The organism is Actinomadura rubrisoli (genome assembly GCF_004349215.1).
GTDB lineage: Bacteria > Actinomycetota > Actinomycetes > Streptosporangiales > Streptosporangiaceae > Spirillospora > Spirillospora rubrisoli.
In genome coordinates, this window is sequence record NZ_SMKU01000191.1 from 1 (window position 1) to 17,777 (window position 17,777).

Sequence of the window (17,777 nt, forward strand, 5' to 3'; positions counted from 1 at the left end):
GGAGTGCGGGGCGGCGGTGGAGTGTGCATGGTGGAAAGGGCGCGGCTGGCGTACGTTTTGAGGGGAGGCCGAGATGAGCGAGGACCGGCACCCCGCCGCGACCGGGGTGCTCGCCGCGTGGGTGCTTGACGCCTGTCCTTGGGACGAGGCCGCGGCGGTCGGCGAGCATGTGGAGGCGTGCCGACCTTGCGCCGGGGAGACCAGGCGCGCGCGGAACACCGCCGGGCTGCTGGCCGCGGCCGTGGCGTTGCCGCCTCCGCCGGGGCTGCGCGACGTCGTGCTGTCGGCGGCGCGGCGCCGCCGGGCGCCGGGCGTGCCCCTCGTCCCCGCCGAGGGGTTGGCCATGGCGTATGCCGAGCAGATTTCAAGCATGGATCGGCTCCTTGGCTCGTTGGACGACGCGCATTGGCGGATGCCGGTCCCCCGTTACGCGTCCGTGCGCGATCTCGTCGTGCACCTGGCGGGCAACGACGCGATGGTCGCCGCCGACCTCGGCATCACCTCCAGAAACAGGCCCGCGATCTCCATGGTCGACCCCCATGGACCGAGCGAGGAAGAGGAACGGCGTTCTGTGGATAACCCGTCCGATCACCGGGATGCCGGTACGCGCGAGGTCTGGCACGCGCAGGCGCGGGCGCTCGTCCGCGGTGTGTCGCAGGACTCCCGGCTGCTGGAGCGGGAGGCGTCACTTGCTGGAGGTGCCCGAGTGAAGGCGTCGGGGCGTAACGCGCTGGTCCAGCGGACGTTCGAGACGTGGACGCACGCCGACGACATCCGCGCCACCCTGGGGCGTCCGGCGGAGCCTCCGCGCGGCGAGCATCTGCGGTTCATCGTGGAGTTGGGGACCGGTCTGCTCCCGCGCGCGCTGCACGCGCTGGGCCGCCACCATCCGGGACGCACCGCGCGGCTGCGGCTCACCGGCACGGGGGCCAGCGAGTGGCTGGTGCCGCTCGCGCCCGGTGAAGGGCCCGGGCGCCCGGACGTCACCGTCGTCGCGACGGCGGAGGACTTCTGCCGGCTGCTCGCGGACCGCATCGCCCCGGGTGCCTTCCCGCACCACGCGGACGGGGATCCCGGCATCGTGGACGACCTGCTCAGGGCGGCGGCCACCCTCGGCTGCGACTGAGACGCACGCCGCGCCCGATTCGCCGGGTTCCTGTCCCGATCCGGCCACCCTCCCATCCGAGGGGCGGCCGGTATCGAAAGCGAGACACCAGCGGCGCCGGACCACGGCACCGCATGACTCGCGAGAAGGACCCAGCGATGTCACGACCGCAATCATCCCGCCCCCGCGCGGCCCTCACCAGGGTCGGCGCATTGCTCATGGTGGGCGCCGCGCTCGCCGCGAGTGGGGTGTCGGGTCTCGGGCCCGGCGCCGCGACGGCGTCCAGCCACCGTGAGGCACCGCTCATCTCGGGGCAGCCGGAGTACGACAACACCGACGTGTACGCGTTCGTCAGCCCGGACAAGCCGGACACCACGACGCTGGTGGCGAACTTCTGGCCGTTCGAGGAGCCGGCCGGCGGGCCCAACTTCTACAAGTTCGCCAAGGACGCGCGGTACGAGATCAACGTCGACAACGACGGCGACTCTCTTCCCGAGTTCACCTACCGGTTCACCTTCAAGGACTCCTACCGGAACCAGAACACGTTCCTCTACAACACCGGCCCCGTGCGGAGTCTGGACGACCCCAACCTCAACTTCCGGCAGACCTACGACCTGACGCTGCTCCAGCGCAAGGACGGCAAGGTCGTGAACGTGCGGACCCTCGCGGCCGGCGTGCCGGTCGCCCCGTCCAACGTCGGCAAGGCGTCGATGCCCGACTACCGGACGCTGCGCACCCAGGCGACCAAGTCGCTGCCGAACGGCGCCCAGGTGTTCGCCGGGCAGGCCGACGACCCGTTCTTCCTCAACCTGAACGTCTTCAACGGGCTGTACGGCGGCAAGCTGCCGCAGGTCGGAAATGACACGTTGCGCGGCTACAACGTCCAGAGCGTGGCCCTGCAGATCCCGACCAAGGCGCTCGTCACTCCCGGCCAGCCCATCGTGGGCGTCTACTCCGCCGTGCAGCGGCAGAACTCGGCCGGCAACTGGGTTCAGGTGTCGCGTCTCGGCATGCCGCTGGTGAACGAGGTCGTCAACCCGATCAAGGACAAGGACAGGTTCAACGCCTCGGTACCGTGGAACGACGCGCAGTTCGCTCCGAACGTCACCAACCCCGAGCTGCCGCGGTTGATCCAGGGGGTCTTCAACGTCCCCGCGCCGGCCACCCCGCGCAACGACCTGGTGCAGGTCTTCCTGACCGGGGTGCCGAAGCTCAACCAGCCGCCGAACGTCCGCCCGGCTGAGCTGATGCGGCTCAACACCTCGATCCCGCCGACGCCGCAGCCCAAGCGGCTCGGGGTGCTGGACGGCGACAACGCCGGCTACCCGAACGGCCGCCGGCTGGCCGACGACACCCTCGACATCTCGCTGCAGGTCGTCGAGGGCGAGCTGCTCGGCGCCAAGAACGACCTCGGCGACAAGGTGGACGCGAACGAGGTGCCCTTCGAGAAGGCGTTCCCGTACCTCGCGCTGCCGACGTCCGGGTCCGCCGTCCAGCCCGGGAACCGCACCGAGACGACCGCGACGAAGACGACCAAGCTCGACGCGGCCCCGGCCTCGAACAACGAGTCCACGGACGAGGGCAGCCCGGTCGTCCCGATCCTGGCCCTGGGAATCGGTGCGGCCTTCCTCACCGGCGGCGGCGCCCTGTGGTTCCGCCGCCGCGGCTCCGCCGGCTGATCCCCTCCTGACGCCGCGCACCGGCCCAGGTGCGCGGCCCGGGAACGGCCCGTGGAAACGCCCAGGCGGAACGGCCTGAGGGGCCGGCCAGGGGAAAGCGCCTGAGGGAACGTCCGGGGGAACGTCCGGGGAATGGCCTGGGGGAACGCCCGGAGGAATGGCCTGGGGGAATGGCCTGGGGGAACGGCTCTGATCGCGGCCCGGCCGCGTGCCCGCACACGGCGCGCCGCCGGGCCGTCAGGCCCCGGACAACGGACAACGGAAACCGGTTTCGCAGGGTGCCAGGCCCCGGGGAACCAGGTTCCGGCCGTCAGGTCCCGGCCATCGGTTTCCACCGGACGATCCACGCATCCAGGTCGCGCCGGGCGTGGTCCGATGACCCCGGCCGGAGCCCGTGGACGTACTACATACGCCGCAAGATCAAGCTCACCTACGAACCGCACGACCGTGGCCCGCGCCGCCGGACCGAAGGCCGAAGGCCACAGCACGGCCGCAAGCCGCCGGCTCGTACAGAGGACTCTTCATGGCACAGGTATTCGCACGGCGCCTGCTGATGGCGGGCGCGATCGTCGCGATGATCGTCGGAGTGACGCTGGCCGCGACCATCCGGGTCGAGCGCCCGGCGCGGCAGTCGGACGCGTCGTTCGCGGCGGGGGCGCCGGGTGCGTCCGCCGCGACGCTGAGCGGCGCGATCGACCGGTTGCAGCGCCATCTGCGCGACCAGCCGCGCGACGCGGTCGGCTGGGCGACGCTGGGGCTGGCCTACGTGGAGCGGGCGCGGCTCACCGCCGACCCGTCCTACTACCCGAAGGCCGCCACCGTCCTGGGCACCTCGCTGAAGGTGCGCCCGGACGGCAATGACACCGTCCACGCCGGGCTTGCCGCTCTGGCCGCGGCCAGGCACGACTTCGGGACGGCTCTGGCGGAAACCGATCGCGCCCTGGCCGTGAACCCCTACGGGGCGCGCGCGCTGGCGGTGCGGGTGGACGCACTGGTCGAGCTCGGCCGTTACGAGGACGCCGAGGCGGCGGCCAAGCAGGCCGACGCGAAGGCACCGGGAATCCCCGTCTTCACGCGGGTCGCCTACGTCCACGAACTCCACGGCCGGACGGACGAGGCGCGCCGCGTCCTGAAACTGGCGGCGGCCTCGGCGACGGACCCCGGCGACGTCGCCTACGTCCGGACGCAACTGGGCGAGCTCGCCTGGAGCCGGGGCGACACGCGCACCGCCGGCCGCGAGTTCGCGGCGGCGCTGCGGGCGGACTCGACCGACCTCGGCGCGCTGGACGGGCGGGCGCGGGTGCGCGCGGCGACCGGCGACGCCGCGGGCGCGCGGCGCGACCAGGAGGCCCTGGTCACGAGGTCTCCCCTGCCCGGACGGCTGGCCTGGCTCGGCGAGCTGCGCGAGTCCGAGGGGCGCCGGGACGAGGCGGCGAAGCAGTACGGCGTCGCGGCCACGTGGGACGCCCTCGCCAAGGCGAACGGGGTCACGCCCGACCTGGAGACCGCGCTGTTCGCGGCCGACCACGGCGACAAGGCGGCGGCCTTGCGCGCGGCAAGGGCGGAGTGGACGCGGCGCCACAGCATTCACGTCGCCGATGCCCTCGCCTGGGCGCTGCACGTCAACGGCGACGACGAGGAGGCCCTCGGCTACGCGCGCAAGGCCGCCGGGACGGGATACCGCAACGCCGCGTTCCTCTACCACCGGGGCATGATCGAGCGCTCTCTCGGGCAGCGGTCCGAGGCGCGCCGCGACCTGGCGGCGGCGCTGCGCCTCAACCCGCACTTCTCCCCCCTGCACGCGCCCCGCGCCCGGACGGCGCTGGCCCGGCTCGGAGGTGACACGTGATCGCGCTCCTGGTCGCCGCGGCCGGGGCCGCCGCGTCGCTGGCGCACCCGCTCGGCAACTTCTCCGTCAACCGCTACGACGGGCTCGTCGTGGCGCCGCACGAGCTGCGGATCGACCACGTCCAGGACCTCGCCGAGATCCCGGCGGCGCAGGTGCTGCAGGACGGCGCGGACCTGCCCGGCTGGGCCGCGAAGGAGTGCGCGCGGTCCGCCGCCGCGTTCCGGATCACCGATGACGGACGGCCCGTCGCCGCCGCCGTCCGCTCGTCCTCGGCGACGGCGCGCCCCGGGCAGGCCGGGCTGCGGACGCTGCGCCTGGAATGCGGGATCGCCGCGCCCCTGAGCGGCACCCGGCTCGGCTTCACCGACACCGGCGCCGGGGGGCGCGTCGGCTGGAACGAGGTGACCGCCGCCGGGGACCGCATGACGCTGACCGCGTCCGACGTCCCGCGCGACTCCCGGACGGCCAGGCTCACCGCGTACCCGGGCGACGCGCTGGGGTCGCCGCTCGACCGGCGCGCGGCGAACGCGGTGGTGAGGCCGGGCGGGCCGCCGCTGGCCGCGCCCGCGCCCAGCGCCGCCGACCGGGTGCTGCCGCGCGGCGCCGACCGGCTCACGCGGGCCTTCACCGGCCTGGTCGCGCGCCACGATCTGACCGTGGGCTTCGCGCTGTCGGCCCTGCTCATCGCCATGGTCCTCGGCGCCGCGCACGCCCTGGCGCCCGGCCACGGAAAGACGATCATGGCGACGCAGGCCCTGGGGCAGGGCGCCCGCCCGCGCCGCGAGGCGCTCACCCTCGGCCTCACCGTGACCGTCACGCACACCGCCGGGGTCCTCGTCCTGGGGCTCCTCATCGCCGGCGGGTCGACGCTGGCCGCGCCCGCGCTGTTCCCCTGGCTCGGCGCCGCGGGCGGACTGCTCGTCGCGACGGCCGGGATCACCCTCCTGAGACGCGCCCTGCGCCCCGGACATGGCCACGGTCATGGGCATGGTCATGGGCACGGGCAGGGCCACGGCCACGGGCACGGCCACAGGCACGGGCACGGGCAGGGCCACGGTCATGGCCACGGGCACGGGCACGGGCACGGGCACGGTGACCTGGGCGGTGGGAGGGCCCGGTGGCGGAGCATGGTGCTGATGGGGTTCGCCGGGGGGCTGCTGCCGAGCCCGTCGGCGATCCTGGTGCTGCTGGGCGCGAACGCGCTCGGGCACGCGTGGTTCGGCGTGCTGCTCGTCCTGGCGTACGGGGTGGGGCTGGCGCTCACGCTGGTGTCGATCGGGCTGCTGGTCACCGGGTCGGGCCGCCTGCTGGCGCGGCGGCTGCCGTCCCTGCGGGCCCTGGTCGCGCCGCGCCTGCTGCCGGCCGGGACGGCGGCGCTGGTCGTCCTGCTGGGGCTGGGGCTCACCGCGCGGAGCCTCGCGCCGCTCCTCGTTTGAGGCGGCCGCTCCTCATCCGGGGCCCGGACGGCGGACGCGGCCCGTGCTCCCCTCGGGGCGCGGGTCGCTTTCTCGGCGCGTGACGGATCGCACGGATCGCACAGGTCGCACGGATCGCACGGCGGTCAGGCGTTCTTGCCCCAGACGTAGGCGCCGAGGCTCATCAGCAGGACGCTCGCCCAGCTGAACACGGCGCGGACGGTGTTCCAGGCCGTCCAGCGCCCCGAGTAGTCCGACCAGATCTTCGCCGCCTCGTTCAGGTCCGCCGGGATCTTGACGGCGTCCAGGTCGTTGTTCATCGGGATGTTCACCGCGAAGCTCGGGACGAGCGCGCCGACGAAGTACACGGCCGCGGCGGCGAAGAACAGCAGGGCGGCGGACTTCTGGTCGAGGGTCAGCAGCAGGATCCCGGCGACGACCGCCACGACCGGCAGCAGCATGAACATCCCCACGAACACCGGGTTCTGGATCTTCTGGTTGACGGCCTGCATGGCGTTGATCGCCGAGCCGGGCTTCGCGGCGTTCAGGCCCGGCATGACGCCGGTGGAGAAGCCGAAGAACGTGCCCGCCATGCCGGCGGCCATCAGGATGGACAGGGCCGCGGAGGCGACCGTGAGCGAGAATTTCATGATCAGTTCCGTTCGTGGATGTCGGGGCCAGGGCCAGGGCCGGGGGCGTGCCGCCCCCGGCCGAGCGACGCGGGTCAGGCCGTCCAGATGCCGCTGGCGGCGGTCTCGCGGGCGTAGTCGGCGAAGTCCTTGGGCTCGCGGCCCAGGGCGCGCCGCACGCCGTCGGCAGGGCGGGAGTTCCGCCCGTCCAGGACGGTGGTGAACAGGTATATCAGCAGGTCAACGACGTCATCCGGCAGGCCGTGCTCGCGGAGGGCGCCCGCGTAGTCCGCCGCGCCGACCGGGACGTAGGCGATGTCCCGGCCCGCCGCGCGGCCGATCTCGGCGACCGCCTCCGCGAAGGTGAGCGCCCGGGGCCCGGTGACCTCGTAGACCTCGCCTGCATGCCCGTCCTGCGTGAGCGCCGCGACCGCCACGTCGGCGATGTCGTCGGCGTCGGCGAACGGCTCGGGCACGTCGGCGGCCGGGAGGACGACCTCGCCCGCCCGGACGGGGTCGAGCAGGTAGTCCTCGCTGAAGTTCTGGGCGAACCAGCTCGCCCGGACGACCGTCCATTCGAGGCCCGAGCCCTGGACGATCCGCTCGCACTCCCGCGCCTCCTCCTCCCCGCGCCCCGAGAGCAGGACGATCCGCCGGACCCCGGCGTCCACCGCCTTGGCCGTGAACGCGCGGATCGCGCCGGGCGCGGCGGGGACGGCCAGGTCCGGGTAGTACACGAGGTAGACGGCGTCGACGTCGCGCAGGACCGGGGCCCAGGTGGCCTCGTCCTCCCAGTCGAACGCCGGCGCCGCCGACCTGGAGCCCATCCGCACGGAGACGTCGAGGGCCTCCAGCCGCTCGACCACCCGCCGGCCGGTCTTGCCGGTGCCGCCGAGGACGAGGGTGAGGCCGGATTCCTTGGTGTTCGTCATGCCCTCAAGTCAACAGCCGGGCCATTCCGGCGACCATCGTTGAGAAGCTCGCCCCCATGTCCGAGCGTCTACGCTGGTCACATGGACGCCCTCACCGACCTGCTCGACGGGCCGCGCGCCCGCGGAGCGTTCATGCTGCGCGCGGCGCTGAACCCGCCCTGGTCCATCCGGATCCAGGACGAGGCGCCGCTGACCCTCGTCGCGATGGTCCAGGACGAGGCGTGGGTGACCTACGACGGCGCCGAGCCGCAGTGCGTCCGGCCCGGCGACATGGCGATCTGCCGCGGCCCCGAGCCGTACACGGTCGGCGATCACCCCGCGACCGCGCCGCAGGTCGTGATCCATCCGGGCCAGCACTGCACCACCCCGGACGGGACGAGCCTGTCGGAGGCGATGGACCTCGGCGTGCGGGCCTGGGGCAACGACCCCGACGGGTCGGCGGTGATGCTGATCGGCACCTACCAGATGCGCGGCGCGGTCACGCAGCGGCTGCTGGCCGCGCTCCCCTCGCTGGCGATCGTGCGCGGAGACACCTGGAAGTCGCCGCTGACCGGCCTGCTCGGCGAGGAGATCGTCAAGGACGAGCCCGGGCAGGAGGTCGTCCTGGACCGGCTGCTCGACCTGCTGCTGATCGCGACGCTGCGGGCCTGGTTCTCCCGGCCGGACGCCGAGCGGCCCGGCTGGTACCGGGCGCACGGCGACGCGGTGGTGGGCCCGGCGCTGCGGCTGCTGCACGACGATCTGGCGCATCCCTGGACGGTCGCGGGCCTGGCGGCCGGCGTCGGGGTGTCGCGCGCGGCGCTGGCGCAGCGGTTCGGGAAGCTGGTCGGCGAGCCGCCCATGGCCTACCTGACGGCCGTCCGCCTCGCGCACGCGGCCGACCTGCTGCGCGAGAGCGACGCGACGCTGGAGGCGGTGGCACGGCGGGTCGGCTACGGCAACGCGTTCGCGCTGAGCACGGCGTTCAAGCGGGAGCACGGGATGAGCCCGCAGGAGTACCGCGCCGGACCGGCGGCCTCCCCACCGGCCGGCGCGGCCACGTCCTGAGCCCGTCCCGGGCCTACTTCGGGACGTAGAGGCGGACGTCGTCCACCTGCGCCTTGCCCTCGTAGAAGTTCATGTGCGGGTCGCCGATCATGAAGTGGTCGGGGTAGGCCGAACCGGCGGGCCAGGTGTCGCGGTCGACGAGCGTGCCGCCCGGGCCCTTCCAGGTCCAGTCGGCGTTGAAGCGCCCGTCGTACTCGCCCGGCTTCTGGTTGTAGTGCCAGATCGGCTCGCCGTCCTGGACGAAGGCGCGGGTGTAGCGGAAGGTCGCCCGGCCCACGTGCGCGAAGGTGCCGGACATCTCCATCGTGTACGCGCCGTCCCGCCGCTCGATCGCGAACGTATAGGGCTCCTTGGGCAGCAGCTCCGGCTTCAGGTCGACCGTCGAGACGATCGCCTTGCCCTTGGCGAACCCGCACTCGCTCTGCATCAGGTACTCGGTGCCGGGCATCGAGGGGTAGCGGCGGTCGTCCGTCATGAAGATCGCGTTGACGCCGTTGCCGGTGCCCGCCGGGTACGGCTCGTACTGCTTGGTCGCCGGGTTGCAGTACCGCAGGCCCGTGCCGGTGTACTTGTAGCGGTTGTAGCCGTCCATGGCCACCTTCCGGTGGCCGTGGATGAACACGTTGTTGTGCGGCGCGACCCGCCCGTAGTCCATGATCGACATGTAGTAGAAGCCGTTGGAGTCGGTGCGGACGTCCGCCCAGTCACACTCCGGACGGGAGAAGTCGCCGCCGGAAGCCCAGGGGAAGTTCGTCTTGCAGCCCGCCGGCGAGTAGCCGTTGATCCGGCCGTCCGGGTAGTCCCACGAGCCGTTCCGCTGTCCGCCGAAGTCGAGCCCGCGCAGCGTCATCTCCACCCGGTACTCGGCGGGCAGCGCGTTGGTCGACCGGATGACCACGCCCGCCTGGTGGCTCGGCTCCACCAGGTTCGCGACGCCCTTCCGCGAGGTCAGGGTGGGCGGCGCGTCGGGCCGGCCGTCGCCGTCGGCGTCGCGGGCGGCCAGCTCGGCGGTGAGCCAGCCGCGCGTCCCGAACGCGAAGGACTTGCGGTAGGTCTTCATCGCGGCGAGCTGCGTGCGGAACGCCGGGCCGCCCATCGTCTCGAAGTAGGCGCCGTCGTTGTCGTACATGTCGACGTCGTAGGGGCTGGACGGCCCGTCGCCGTCCGGCCGCCAGGGCACCTTCGCGTCGTCCAGGTGCCGGTTGAAGGGCTCGGCCCCGACCAGCCGCCAGCCGGACGGGCCGGTCCCGCCGGACGGGCCGGGCGCCCCCGGCGTGCCGGGCCCGCCGGCGCCCGCGTGGGCCGGGGCCGCGCAGAGCGCCGCCGGCAGGACCAGGGGGAACGCCAGCGCCAGCGCCCCCCGCACGAACTTCCTCATCTAGCCGCCTTCCTCACCGCGCGCCGGGCGCGGCCCTCGGCCTCTTTCTGACGATCTTCAGCGACGGTAGGCATGCCCCGGCACCGCCCACCAGGGCAAATATCGACAAAGTGGTATTGACCAGTTGCCTGAGTGGGACATAACGTGTGTTCAGCAAGGAACAGCGTGCCAGGAGGTGAACAGCGTGCAATCCGCCGGTGAGGCTCGTAACGGGCACACGAAACGGCAGACCGTGCGCCGCAAGCTCCTGGCGATGCTGGACGGGCTCGACGTCGGGGACGCCCTGCCGTCGGAGCGCCGGCTGGCCGAGGATCTCGGCGTCTCGCGGCCGACCCTGCGCCAGGCCGTCGACGACCTCGTCGCCGAGGGCCTGCTCGACCGGCGGCACGGGAGCGGCACCTACGTGGCCGAACCCCGGATCGCGGTCTCGCTGACCATGACCTCGTTCACCGAGGACATGATCAGGCGCGGGATGAAGCCGGGGGGCCGGGTGCTGTCGTTCCGCACAGAGGCCGCGGGGGCGCGGATCGGCAGACGGCTGGCCCTGTCACCGGTTGAAGAGGTATTTACCATTCGGCGGCTCAGGCTCGCCGACGGCGCGACGATGGCCATCGAGACCCTCTACATGCCGCGGGCGCTGCTGCCCGGGCTGCGCAGACAGGACCTTGAGGGACGGTCGTTCTACGACCTGCTGCGCGGCAACGGCGTCGTGATCGCCTCCGGCAGGGAGACGATCGAGCCGACCGTCACCACCGCGGCGGAGGCCGCCGACCTGGACGTCCCGGTGCACATGCCGGCGTTCCTGTTCCAGCGGGTGACCAGGGACGAGGACGGCAGGCCGGTGGAGTACGTGCGGTCGCTCTACCGGGGCGACCGGTACCGCCTGGAGCTCGACCTGAGACCGCCATCCCACTGACCTCTCCCCCGGGGCACGCCGCCCCCGGGGGGACGACCGTCCAATCCGCGCTGACGGGGGCGACAGCGCACGACCACCCCAGAAGTGAGGCGACTTCACCGTGGACGTCATCAAGGACATCCTCACCTTCCTGGCCGACAACGTGTTCGGCCAGGTGCCCATCCTCATCGGGCTCATCACGCTCATCGGGCTGCTGCTGCAGCGCAAGCGGTTCGAGGACACCCTCGCCGGCGCGCTGCGCGCGACCATCGGCGTGGTGATCCTGTTCATCGGCGTCGAGGTGTTCACCGGCGGGCTGACCAGCTTCCAGAAGGTGCTGGCCAGCGCGATGGGCACCACGCCGCCGAAGGCCGACCACACGCTGACCGAGTTCCTCACCAAGCAGGGCGGGACGATCGCCCTGGTCATCACGGTGGCGTTCCTCGTGCACGTGCTGATCGTGCGGATCTTCCCGGCGGCCCGGTACCTGTACCTGACCGGGCACCTGATGTTCTGGGTCAGCACGGTCACCGTCGCGTCGCTGGTGACGATCGCCCCGGGCGCCGACCAGCTCACGCTCGTGCTGTGCGGGGCCGGGTTCGTCGCCGCGTACTGGACCGTCCAGCCGCTGTGGATGCGGCCGCTGATGCGCCGCGTCATGCCGGACGACCGGTTCGGGTTCGCGCACACCAGCTCGCTGGCCTGCCTCGTCACCGGCTACGCGGCCCGCCCGCTCGGCAGCCGCGAGAAGCACGACACCGAGAAGCTCAAGCTGCCGCGCCAGCTGTCGTTCTTCAAGGACGTCAACGTCAGCACCGCCCTGATCATCTCGGTGATCATGCTGGTGGGGGTCGCGTTCGCCGACAACGGCGTGGTGAACACCGCGGCGGCCGAGATGGACGCCAAGCTGTCCCCGTGGGTGTGGGCGCTGCTGGTCGGCCTGCGGTTCGCGGGCGGCATCGCGATCCTGCTGTTCGGCGTCCGCATGTTCCTCGGCGAGATCGTCCCGGCGTTCAAGGGCTTCAGCGACAAGGTGATCCCCGGGACCCGTCCCGCGCTGGACGCGCCCACCGTCTTCCCGGTCGCCCCGACCGCCGTCATGGTCGGCTTCGTGACCTCGACCGGCCTGTTCCTGGTCTGCCTCGCGGTGTTCGCCGGGGCCGGCTGGTTCACCCTCGCCCCGCCCATGATCATGCTGTTCTTCGTCGGCGGCGCCGCCGGGCTGTTCGGCAACGTGGTCGCGGGCTGGCGCGGCGCCGTCCTCGGCGGCGTGATCAGCGGCCTGATCCTGGCGATCGGCCAGGCCGTCACGTGGGACCTGTACGAGAAGACCGCGCCGGAGCTCGCGACCCTCGCCGACCCCGACTGGTACGCGATCGCCTGGCTGCTCAAGGCCGTGGACCCGGTCGTCGGCGGCAACTCGGTGTGGCTGGTGCCCGCCGTCGCGCTGGCCGCCACCGTCGCCACCCTGCTCCTGCTCGGCCGCGCGGAGAAGCGCCGCACGCCGGACGGGGACGAGACGGCGCCCGCGGACCGGACCGCCGTCAAGAGGGCCTGACCCGCACGGGCACCCTGCCCGCACCGAACACAGAGGAGAGAACCGACATGGCACTGGACCGGCAACTGGAGATCCTCGCGGTCTGCGGCGTCGGCATGGGCTCCAGCCTGATGCTCAAGATGACCGCGGAGGACGCGCTGCGCTCCCTCGGCATCGAGGCCCGGGTGGAGAACACCGACGTGTCCACGGCGCGCGGGATGACGCCCGACGTGGTCATCGGGCAGGGCATGCACACCAGCGAGATCACCGACCTCGCGCCCGTCGTGATCACGATCAGCGACTTCCTCGACAAGGAGGGCCTGGAAGCCCAGCTCAGGGAGCGCCTGACCGAGCAAGGGTGGCTCTAATGCCCGTCGTAGTAACCACCGACGCCGTCACGGCGGCCGACTGGCGGGAGGCCGTGCGCAAGGCGGCCGCCGCCCTGGTCGACGCCGGCGCGGCGGGCGAGGGCTACCCGGACGCGTGCGTCCGGGTGGTCGAGGAGAACGGCCCGTACATCGTGCTGACCAAGGGCCTGGCGCTCGTCCACGCCCGTCCCGAGGAGGGCGGGCTGGCCGTCGGCGTCGGCGTGACCCGTCTGGCCACGCCCGTGGAGTTCGGCCATCCCGACAACGACCCGGTCGACCTGCTGCTGGCGTTCTGCACGCCCGACCCCGACGCGCACGTCGGGACACTCGCCGCGCTGGCGCGCGCGCTGTCGGACGGCTTGGCCGACCGGCTCCGCGCGGCCTCCGGCCAGGAAGAGATGACCCACGCCCTCAAGGAGGCCCTGCCCGATGCCTGACGCCCCCCGGAAGCAGCTCCCCGACCGGGTGCGGGCCCTGCTCGACGATCTCGACTCCACGTCCGGCACGGCGATCGGCGAGGCCGCCGCCCTGCTGCTGGAGTCGATCGAGGGCGACGGGATCGTGCACGTCGCCGGGGCCGGGCACTCCCTGGCGATGGTGTGCGAGACGTTCTACCGGGCCGGGGGCCTCGCCGCCGTCCGGCCGATCTGGGACGCCGGCGTCCTCCCGCTGGACGACGCCCTGCGCAGCACCCGCGTCGAGCGGCAGGCGGGGATCGGGCGCGCCGTGGCCGAGGCCGCCGCGCCCGCGCCGCCCGACGTGGCGGTGGTGTTCTCCACCAGCGGGCGCAACCCGTACCCGGTGGAGGTGGCGGAGGCGTGCGCGGCGCGGGGCGTGCCCGTCATCGCGGTGACCTCGGCCCGCGCGTCCCGCGGCGCCGCCGCCCGGACCGCGACGAGCCTCGCCGACCACGCCGCGATCGTGCTGGACACACGCGTCCCGCCCGGCGACGCCCTGCACCCGGCCGCGGCGCCGCGCACGGCGGCGGTCTCCACGATCCTCGCCGCGTACGCGTGGGCGCGGGTGCTGGCCGACCTCGACGACCTCGCCTCGGCGCGCGGCGTGGAGCTCCCCCGCTGGACGAGCGCGAACGTCCCGGGCGGCGACGAGGTGAACGCGGCGCTGCTGGAGCGCTACCGCCACCGCGTGCCCGAGCTCACCGGCGGCTGACGGCGTTTCCCCGCCGGACCGGCCCGCCCGACATGGCATGATACGGAGGATGACCACCAAACCGACCGAGGACGACCTTCTTGCCGTGTTCGCGCGCGCGGACCTCGGCGGCGACGAGCGGCTCGACCTGATGGAGTTCACCCTCGTCCTGGAGAGCCTCGGGCTGTCCTGGACGCGCGCGGAGACCCAGGACAGGTTCGAGCAGGCCGACGCCAACCTCGACGGGTTCATCTCCTACGGCGAGTTCCGCGCCATCCTCGAAGCGCAGGGCTGGGCCGATGGCCCGCTGCCCGAGCCGCAGGGCTGACCAGCACGCTCCGCACGACGCGGGACGGGCCCGCCGGTGATCCGGCGGGCCCGTCCCGTCGTCGCGGAGGGTGTCAGACCGCCCGGCGGCGCCACTCGCGGTAGGTGCGGACGAGCGCCGCGGTGGAGGGGTCGGGCGCCTCGGACGGCGGCTCGGCCGAGGTGAGCGCGGGGGCGAGGTCCATGGCCATGACCTTGCCGAGCTCCACGCCCCACTGGTCGAAGGAGTCGATCCCCCAGATCGTCCCCTCCACGAACACGATGTGCTCGTAGAGCGCGACGAGCTCCCCGAGCGTCTTCGGGGTGAGCCTCGGCACGAGGATCGTGCTGGTGGGGCGGTTCCCCGGCATCACCTTGTGCGGGACGACCGCCGCGGGCGCCCCCTCCGCCGCGATCTCCTCGGCGGTCTTGCCGAACGCCAGCGCCGAGGTCTGCGCGAGGAGGTTCGCGGTGAGCAGGTCGTGCATGCCCTCGCGGTCGGCGAACGGCTCGGCGAAGCCGATGAAGTCGGCGGGCACCAGCCGGGTGCCCTGGTGCAGCAACTGGTAGAAGGCGTGCTGGCCGTTCGTGCCCGGCTCGCCCCAGAAGATCTCGCCGGTCTGCGCCACGACCGGCGCGCCGTCGGCCCGCACCGACTTGCCGTTGGACTCCATCGTGAGCTGCTGGAGGTAGGCGGGGAAGCGCGACAGGCGCTGGCTGTAGGGCAGGACGGCCCTGGTCTGTGCGCCGAAGAAGTCGGTGTACCAGACGCCGAGCAGGCCCATCAGGACGGGCATGTTCGCCTCGAACGGCGCCGTCCGGAAGTGCTCGTCGATCTCCCGGAAGCCGGCGAGCATCTCGCGGAACGCCTCGCCGCCGATCGCGATCATCAGGGACAGGCCGATCGCGCCGTCGAAGGAGTACCGCCCGCCGACCCAGTCCCAGAAGCCGAACATGTTGCCGGTGTCGATGCCGAAGTCGGCGACGCGCTCGGCGTTGGTCGACACCGCGACGAAGTGCCGCGACACCGCCTTGTCGTCGCCGAGCCGCTCCACGAGCCACTGCCGGGCGACCTTGGCGTTGGTGAGGGTCTCCAGCGTGCCGAACGTCTTGGAGCTGATGACGAACAGGGTCCGCTCGGGGTCGAGGTCCGCGAGCGTCCCCACGATGTCGGCGGGGTCGATGTTGGAGACGAACCGGCAGGCGATGCCCGCGTCGGCGAAGTCGCGCAGGGCCTCGTAGGCCATGGCGGGGCCGAGGTCGGAGCCCCCGATGCCGATGTTGACGACGGTCCTGATCGGCTTGCCGGTGAAGCCCGTCCACTCCCCCGAGCGGACGCGCCCGGAGAACTCGGCCATCTTGTCCAGGACGGCGTGCACGTCGCCCGCGACGTCCTGGCCGTCCACCGTCAGCGCCTCGCCCGGGGGCAGCCGGAGGGCGGTGTGCAGGACGGCGCGGTCCTCGCTGACGTTGATGTGCTCGCCGGAGAACATCGCGGCGATCCGCTCGCGCAGCCCCGCCCGCTCCGCGAGCGCGACCAGCAGCCCCAGCGTCTCGCCGGTCACGCGGTGCTTGGAGTAGTCCAGGTGGAGGTCGCCCGCGGTCACCGTCATGCGGCCGACGCGCCCCGGATCGTCCGCGAAAAGGTCCCGCAGGTGCCGCGTGGCGAGTGCCGCCTGGTGCTCGGCCAGCGCCGACCACTCCGGCGCCTCGGTGATATCAGCCATTGCCTCTCTCATCTCCTCGGCGGGGCCGGGCGGGCACCGCGGGTCCCCACGCGCGCTCCGCGCCGCCCCATCGGCGATCATAGGTCGGCCGCGCGCGCACCGATGCCAAAGCTCTTCCAAGCCCGGAGTGTTCCCGTCCGGCGGCCTTTCCACCGTGGCGGCCGGGCCTGTCGGGGGTCCCGCCGCCCCGTCCTGGACGAGAGGGCTCAGACCTTGGCCGCGACCAGCACCGGAACGGGTTCCACAGCGGGCTCCAGAGCGGGTTCCGGGGCCGCCGCCTGCACCGGCACGGGGGCCGCGGCGGCGCGGGACCGGCGCAGCCGCGCCAGCCCGTACGCGGCGGCCAGGGCCGCGGTGGCGCTGACGGCGCCGGCGAGGACCAGGGCGGCGCGGGGGCCGAGGGTGTCGCACAGCATCCCGAGGGCGGGGCCGCCGAACGCGCCGGACGCGGCGCCGACCATGCCCTGGGCGGCGATGACGCGGCCGCGCAGGTGGCCGGGGCTGTCGAGCTGCACCCGGGTGCTGACGGTGGTGTCGAGGACGACGGCGCCCGCCGCGATGGGCAGCATCACGGCGCCGAACACCAGCAGGCCGGGGGCGACGCCGCTGAGCATCTGTCCGACGGAGCAGGCCGTCGCCGCGATCAGCAGCAGCCGCAGCGGCAGCCGGGCGCGGGACGCGGCGTAGACGCCGCCGAGGACGGTGCCGACCGCGAAGGCCACCGACAGCGCCCCGTAGCCGCTGGCGCCGCCGTGCAGCGGCCCCTGGCTCATCGCCGCCATGGTCACCTGGTAGTTGCGGCCGAGGCTGCCGAGGACGAACGCCAGGCCGAACATGATCAGCAGCCGGGGCGTGCCCAGCACGTACCGGAAACCGGCCGCGATCCCGCGCTCGCCGGGCTCGGCCGGGGGCAGCGGGTGCAGGTCGCGGGGCCGCATCAGCGCGATGGCGGCCAGCACGCCGAGGAAGCTCACCGAGTTCAGCAGGAACGCCCCCGGCACCCCGGCGATCGGGATCACGACCCCGGCGAGGCTCATGCCCAGGATCCGGCCGCCCGAGCTGATCACCGAGCCCAGCGCCAGCCCGTTGGACAGGTCGTCCGGGCCGACGACCTCGGCGCCGAAGCGGCCGAGCGCGGGCGAGGTCATGGCCGTGACCATGCCCGAGGCCAGCGAGATCGCGTACAGGCCGCCGACGCCGGACGGGTCGCCCGACGCGATGGCGGCCAGCAGGCCCGACAGCGCCGCCTGGACGGCCTGCCCGGCCGCCACCACGTAGCGGGCGGGCAGCCGGTCGGCGATCACGCCGCCCCAGGGCCCGAGCAGCATCGTCGGCAGGGCCTGCAGGACCAGGCCGAGGCCGACGCTGGTGGCCGAGTGGGTGATCGACAGGATCAGCCAGTTCATCGCCAGCACCTGCATCCACGTCCCGGTGATCGAGACGAGATCGGCGGTGGCCCAGAGCCGGTAGTTGTGATGGCGCAGCGAGCGCAGCATCACCGGGAACGCCACGGTTCTTCTCCCCCTCAAAGTCGTGCCAAAGGGGATTAAACGCCGGGTGCTTTTGGTACGTTCCGGGCAAGAGAAGTGTATGAGGCAGATCACGTTTGACCAGGGCGAACACGGGTGACCAGCGCAGTCGCCCGGAGCCCCGCCCACCGTTAGGCTCAAGCCCTCTCGCCCACCTCGGGCGGGCCGGACCGCGCGGCGTGCAGGTGTGCGCGGCGCGCATGGACGGTGGCGGGTCGGATGGGGGTCCGGG

At 73.1% G+C, this 17,777-nt stretch carries 16 protein-coding genes; 11 read left to right on the top strand and 5 right to left on the bottom strand.

What is annotated here, in order from left to right; all coding sequences use genetic code 11:
• Nucleotides 1-73 precede the first annotated feature (73 nt).
• From E1298_RS29100 to E1298_RS29115, 4 genes are all read left to right on the top strand, one after another.
• The gene (locus E1298_RS29100) at nucleotides 74-1,126 is read left to right on the top strand and encodes a maleylpyruvate isomerase family mycothiol-dependent enzyme (RefSeq protein WP_131898830.1); all 1,053 of its coding nucleotides are present in this window, start codon (nucleotides 74-76) and stop codon (nucleotides 1,124-1,126) included.
• A gap of 137 nt (nucleotides 1,127-1,263) precedes the next feature.
• Complete coding sequence (locus E1298_RS29105) at nucleotides 1,264-2,784, top strand: DUF4331 domain-containing protein (RefSeq protein WP_131898832.1); 1,521 nt, start codon at nucleotides 1,264-1,266, stop codon at nucleotides 2,782-2,784.
• Nucleotides 2,785-3,307: 523 nt separating this feature from the next.
• Entirely contained in the window at nucleotides 3,308-4,633 is a 1,326-nt protein-coding gene (locus E1298_RS29110) for a tetratricopeptide repeat protein (protein WP_131898834.1), read from the top strand.
• A complete protein-coding gene (locus E1298_RS29115) occupies nucleotides 4,630-6,069 on the top strand; it encodes a nickel/cobalt transporter (protein ID WP_131898836.1) in 1,440 nt (479 codons plus the stop codon). Before E1298_RS29110 ends, E1298_RS29115 begins: the two co-directional genes overlap by 4 nt.
• 125 nt (nucleotides 6,070-6,194) lie before the next feature.
• On the opposite strand, the gene E1298_RS29120 is transcribed toward E1298_RS29115, so the two are convergent.
• Entirely contained in the window at nucleotides 6,195-6,698 is a 504-nt protein-coding gene (locus tag E1298_RS29120; RefSeq protein WP_131898838.1) for an anthrone oxygenase family protein, read from the bottom strand.
• A gap of 74 nt (nucleotides 6,699-6,772) precedes the next feature.
• Nucleotides 6,773-7,609 carry an NAD(P)H-binding protein gene (locus E1298_RS29125; RefSeq protein WP_131898840.1) on the bottom strand — a complete coding sequence of 279 codons (837 nt, stop codon included), beginning with the start codon at nucleotides 7,607-7,609 and terminating at the stop codon, nucleotides 6,773-6,775.
• 81 nt (nucleotides 7,610-7,690) lie between these two features.
• Between E1298_RS29125 and E1298_RS29130 the strand changes: the two genes are divergently transcribed.
• Entirely contained in the window at nucleotides 7,691-8,656 is a 966-nt protein-coding gene (locus E1298_RS29130) for an AraC family transcriptional regulator (protein WP_131898842.1), read from the top strand.
• 13 nt (nucleotides 8,657-8,669) lie between these two features.
• On the opposite strand, the gene E1298_RS29135 is transcribed toward E1298_RS29130, so the two are convergent.
• Complete coding sequence (locus E1298_RS29135) at nucleotides 8,670-10,034, bottom strand: hypothetical protein (protein WP_131898844.1); 1,365 nt, start codon at nucleotides 10,032-10,034, stop codon at nucleotides 8,670-8,672.
• Between the two features lie 184 nt (nucleotides 10,035-10,218).
• Between E1298_RS29135 and E1298_RS29140 the strand changes: the two genes are divergently transcribed.
• The 6 genes from E1298_RS29140 (at nucleotide 10,219) to E1298_RS29165 (ending at nucleotide 14,311) form a co-directional block, all read left to right on the top strand.
• Complete coding sequence (locus tag E1298_RS29140; RefSeq protein ID WP_243725883.1) at nucleotides 10,219-10,950, top strand: GntR family transcriptional regulator; 732 nt, start codon at nucleotides 10,219-10,221, stop codon at nucleotides 10,948-10,950.
• A gap of 100 nt (nucleotides 10,951-11,050) precedes the next feature.
• Nucleotides 11,051-12,487 (top strand): PTS ascorbate transporter subunit IIC, encoded by a 1,437-nt coding sequence (locus E1298_RS29145; RefSeq protein WP_131898846.1) that lies wholly within the window; start codon nucleotides 11,051-11,053, stop codon nucleotides 12,485-12,487.
• A gap of 47 nt (nucleotides 12,488-12,534) precedes the next feature.
• Nucleotides 12,535-12,834, top strand: a complete 300-nt coding sequence (locus E1298_RS29150; protein WP_165975721.1) for a PTS sugar transporter subunit IIB — start codon at nucleotides 12,535-12,537, stop codon at nucleotides 12,832-12,834.
• The gene (locus tag E1298_RS29155; protein WP_131898848.1) at nucleotides 12,834-13,271 is read left to right on the top strand and encodes a PTS sugar transporter subunit IIA; all 438 of its coding nucleotides are present in this window, start codon (nucleotides 12,834-12,836) and stop codon (nucleotides 13,269-13,271) included. The genes E1298_RS29150 and E1298_RS29155 overlap by 1 nt, the downstream gene beginning before the upstream one ends.
• Complete coding sequence (locus E1298_RS29160; protein WP_131898850.1) at nucleotides 13,264-14,004, top strand: sugar isomerase domain-containing protein; 741 nt, start codon at nucleotides 13,264-13,266, stop codon at nucleotides 14,002-14,004. The genes E1298_RS29155 and E1298_RS29160 overlap by 8 nt, the downstream gene beginning before the upstream one ends.
• Nucleotides 14,005-14,053: 49 nt before the next feature.
• Nucleotides 14,054-14,311 (top strand): EF-hand domain-containing protein, encoded by a 258-nt coding sequence (locus E1298_RS29165; protein WP_131898852.1) that lies wholly within the window; start codon nucleotides 14,054-14,056, stop codon nucleotides 14,309-14,311.
• Nucleotides 14,312-14,384: 73 nt separating this feature from the next.
• Here the strand turns inward: E1298_RS29165 and pgi are convergent, their stop codons facing one another.
• Nucleotides 14,385-16,016, bottom strand: coding sequence for a glucose-6-phosphate isomerase (pgi, locus tag E1298_RS29170; protein WP_131898854.1), 1,632 nt, complete (start codon nucleotides 16,014-16,016; stop codon nucleotides 14,385-14,387).
• Between the two features lie 206 nt (nucleotides 16,017-16,222).
• Nucleotides 16,223-17,527, bottom strand: a complete 1,305-nt coding sequence (locus E1298_RS29175; protein WP_207944899.1) for an MFS transporter — start codon at nucleotides 17,525-17,527, stop codon at nucleotides 16,223-16,225.
• Nucleotides 17,528-17,777 lie beyond the last annotated feature (250 nt).

What these genes read in the sequence shown, in the direction of transcription:
- E1298_RS29155 (WP_131898848.1), top strand. Translation starts at nt 12,834, where the DNA reads ATGCCCGTCGTAGTAACCACCGACGCCGTCACGGCGGCCGACTGGCGG.
- E1298_RS29130 (WP_131898842.1), top strand. Translation starts at nt 7,691, where the DNA reads ATGGACGCCCTCACCGACCTGCTCGACGGGCCGCGCGCCCGCGGAGCG.
- E1298_RS29120 (WP_131898838.1), bottom strand. Translation starts at nt 6,698, where the DNA reads ATGAAATTCTCGCTCACGGTCGCCTCCGCGGCCCTGTCCATCCTGATG.
- pgi (WP_131898854.1), bottom strand. Translation starts at nt 16,016, where the DNA reads ATGGCTGATATCACCGAGGCGCCGGAGTGGTCGGCGCTGGCCGAGCAC.
- E1298_RS29125 (WP_131898840.1), bottom strand. Translation starts at nt 7,609, where the DNA reads ATGACGAACACCAAGGAATCCGGCCTCACCCTCGTCCTCGGCGGCACC.
- E1298_RS29105 (WP_131898832.1), top strand. Translation starts at nt 1,264, where the DNA reads ATGTCACGACCGCAATCATCCCGCCCCCGCGCGGCCCTCACCAGGGTC.
- E1298_RS29165 (WP_131898852.1), top strand. Translation starts at nt 14,054, where the DNA reads ATGACCACCAAACCGACCGAGGACGACCTTCTTGCCGTGTTCGCGCGC.
- E1298_RS29135 (WP_131898844.1), bottom strand. Translation starts at nt 10,034, where the DNA reads ATGAGGAAGTTCGTGCGGGGGGCGCTGGCGCTGGCGTTCCCCCTGGTC.
- E1298_RS29100 (WP_131898830.1), top strand. Translation starts at nt 74, where the DNA reads ATGAGCGAGGACCGGCACCCCGCCGCGACCGGGGTGCTCGCCGCGTGG.
- E1298_RS29160 (WP_131898850.1), top strand. Translation starts at nt 13,264, where the DNA reads ATGCCTGACGCCCCCCGGAAGCAGCTCCCCGACCGGGTGCGGGCCCTG.
- E1298_RS29110 (WP_131898834.1), top strand. Translation starts at nt 3,308, where the DNA reads ATGGCACAGGTATTCGCACGGCGCCTGCTGATGGCGGGCGCGATCGTC.
- E1298_RS29150 (WP_165975721.1), top strand. Translation starts at nt 12,535, where the DNA reads ATGGCACTGGACCGGCAACTGGAGATCCTCGCGGTCTGCGGCGTCGGC.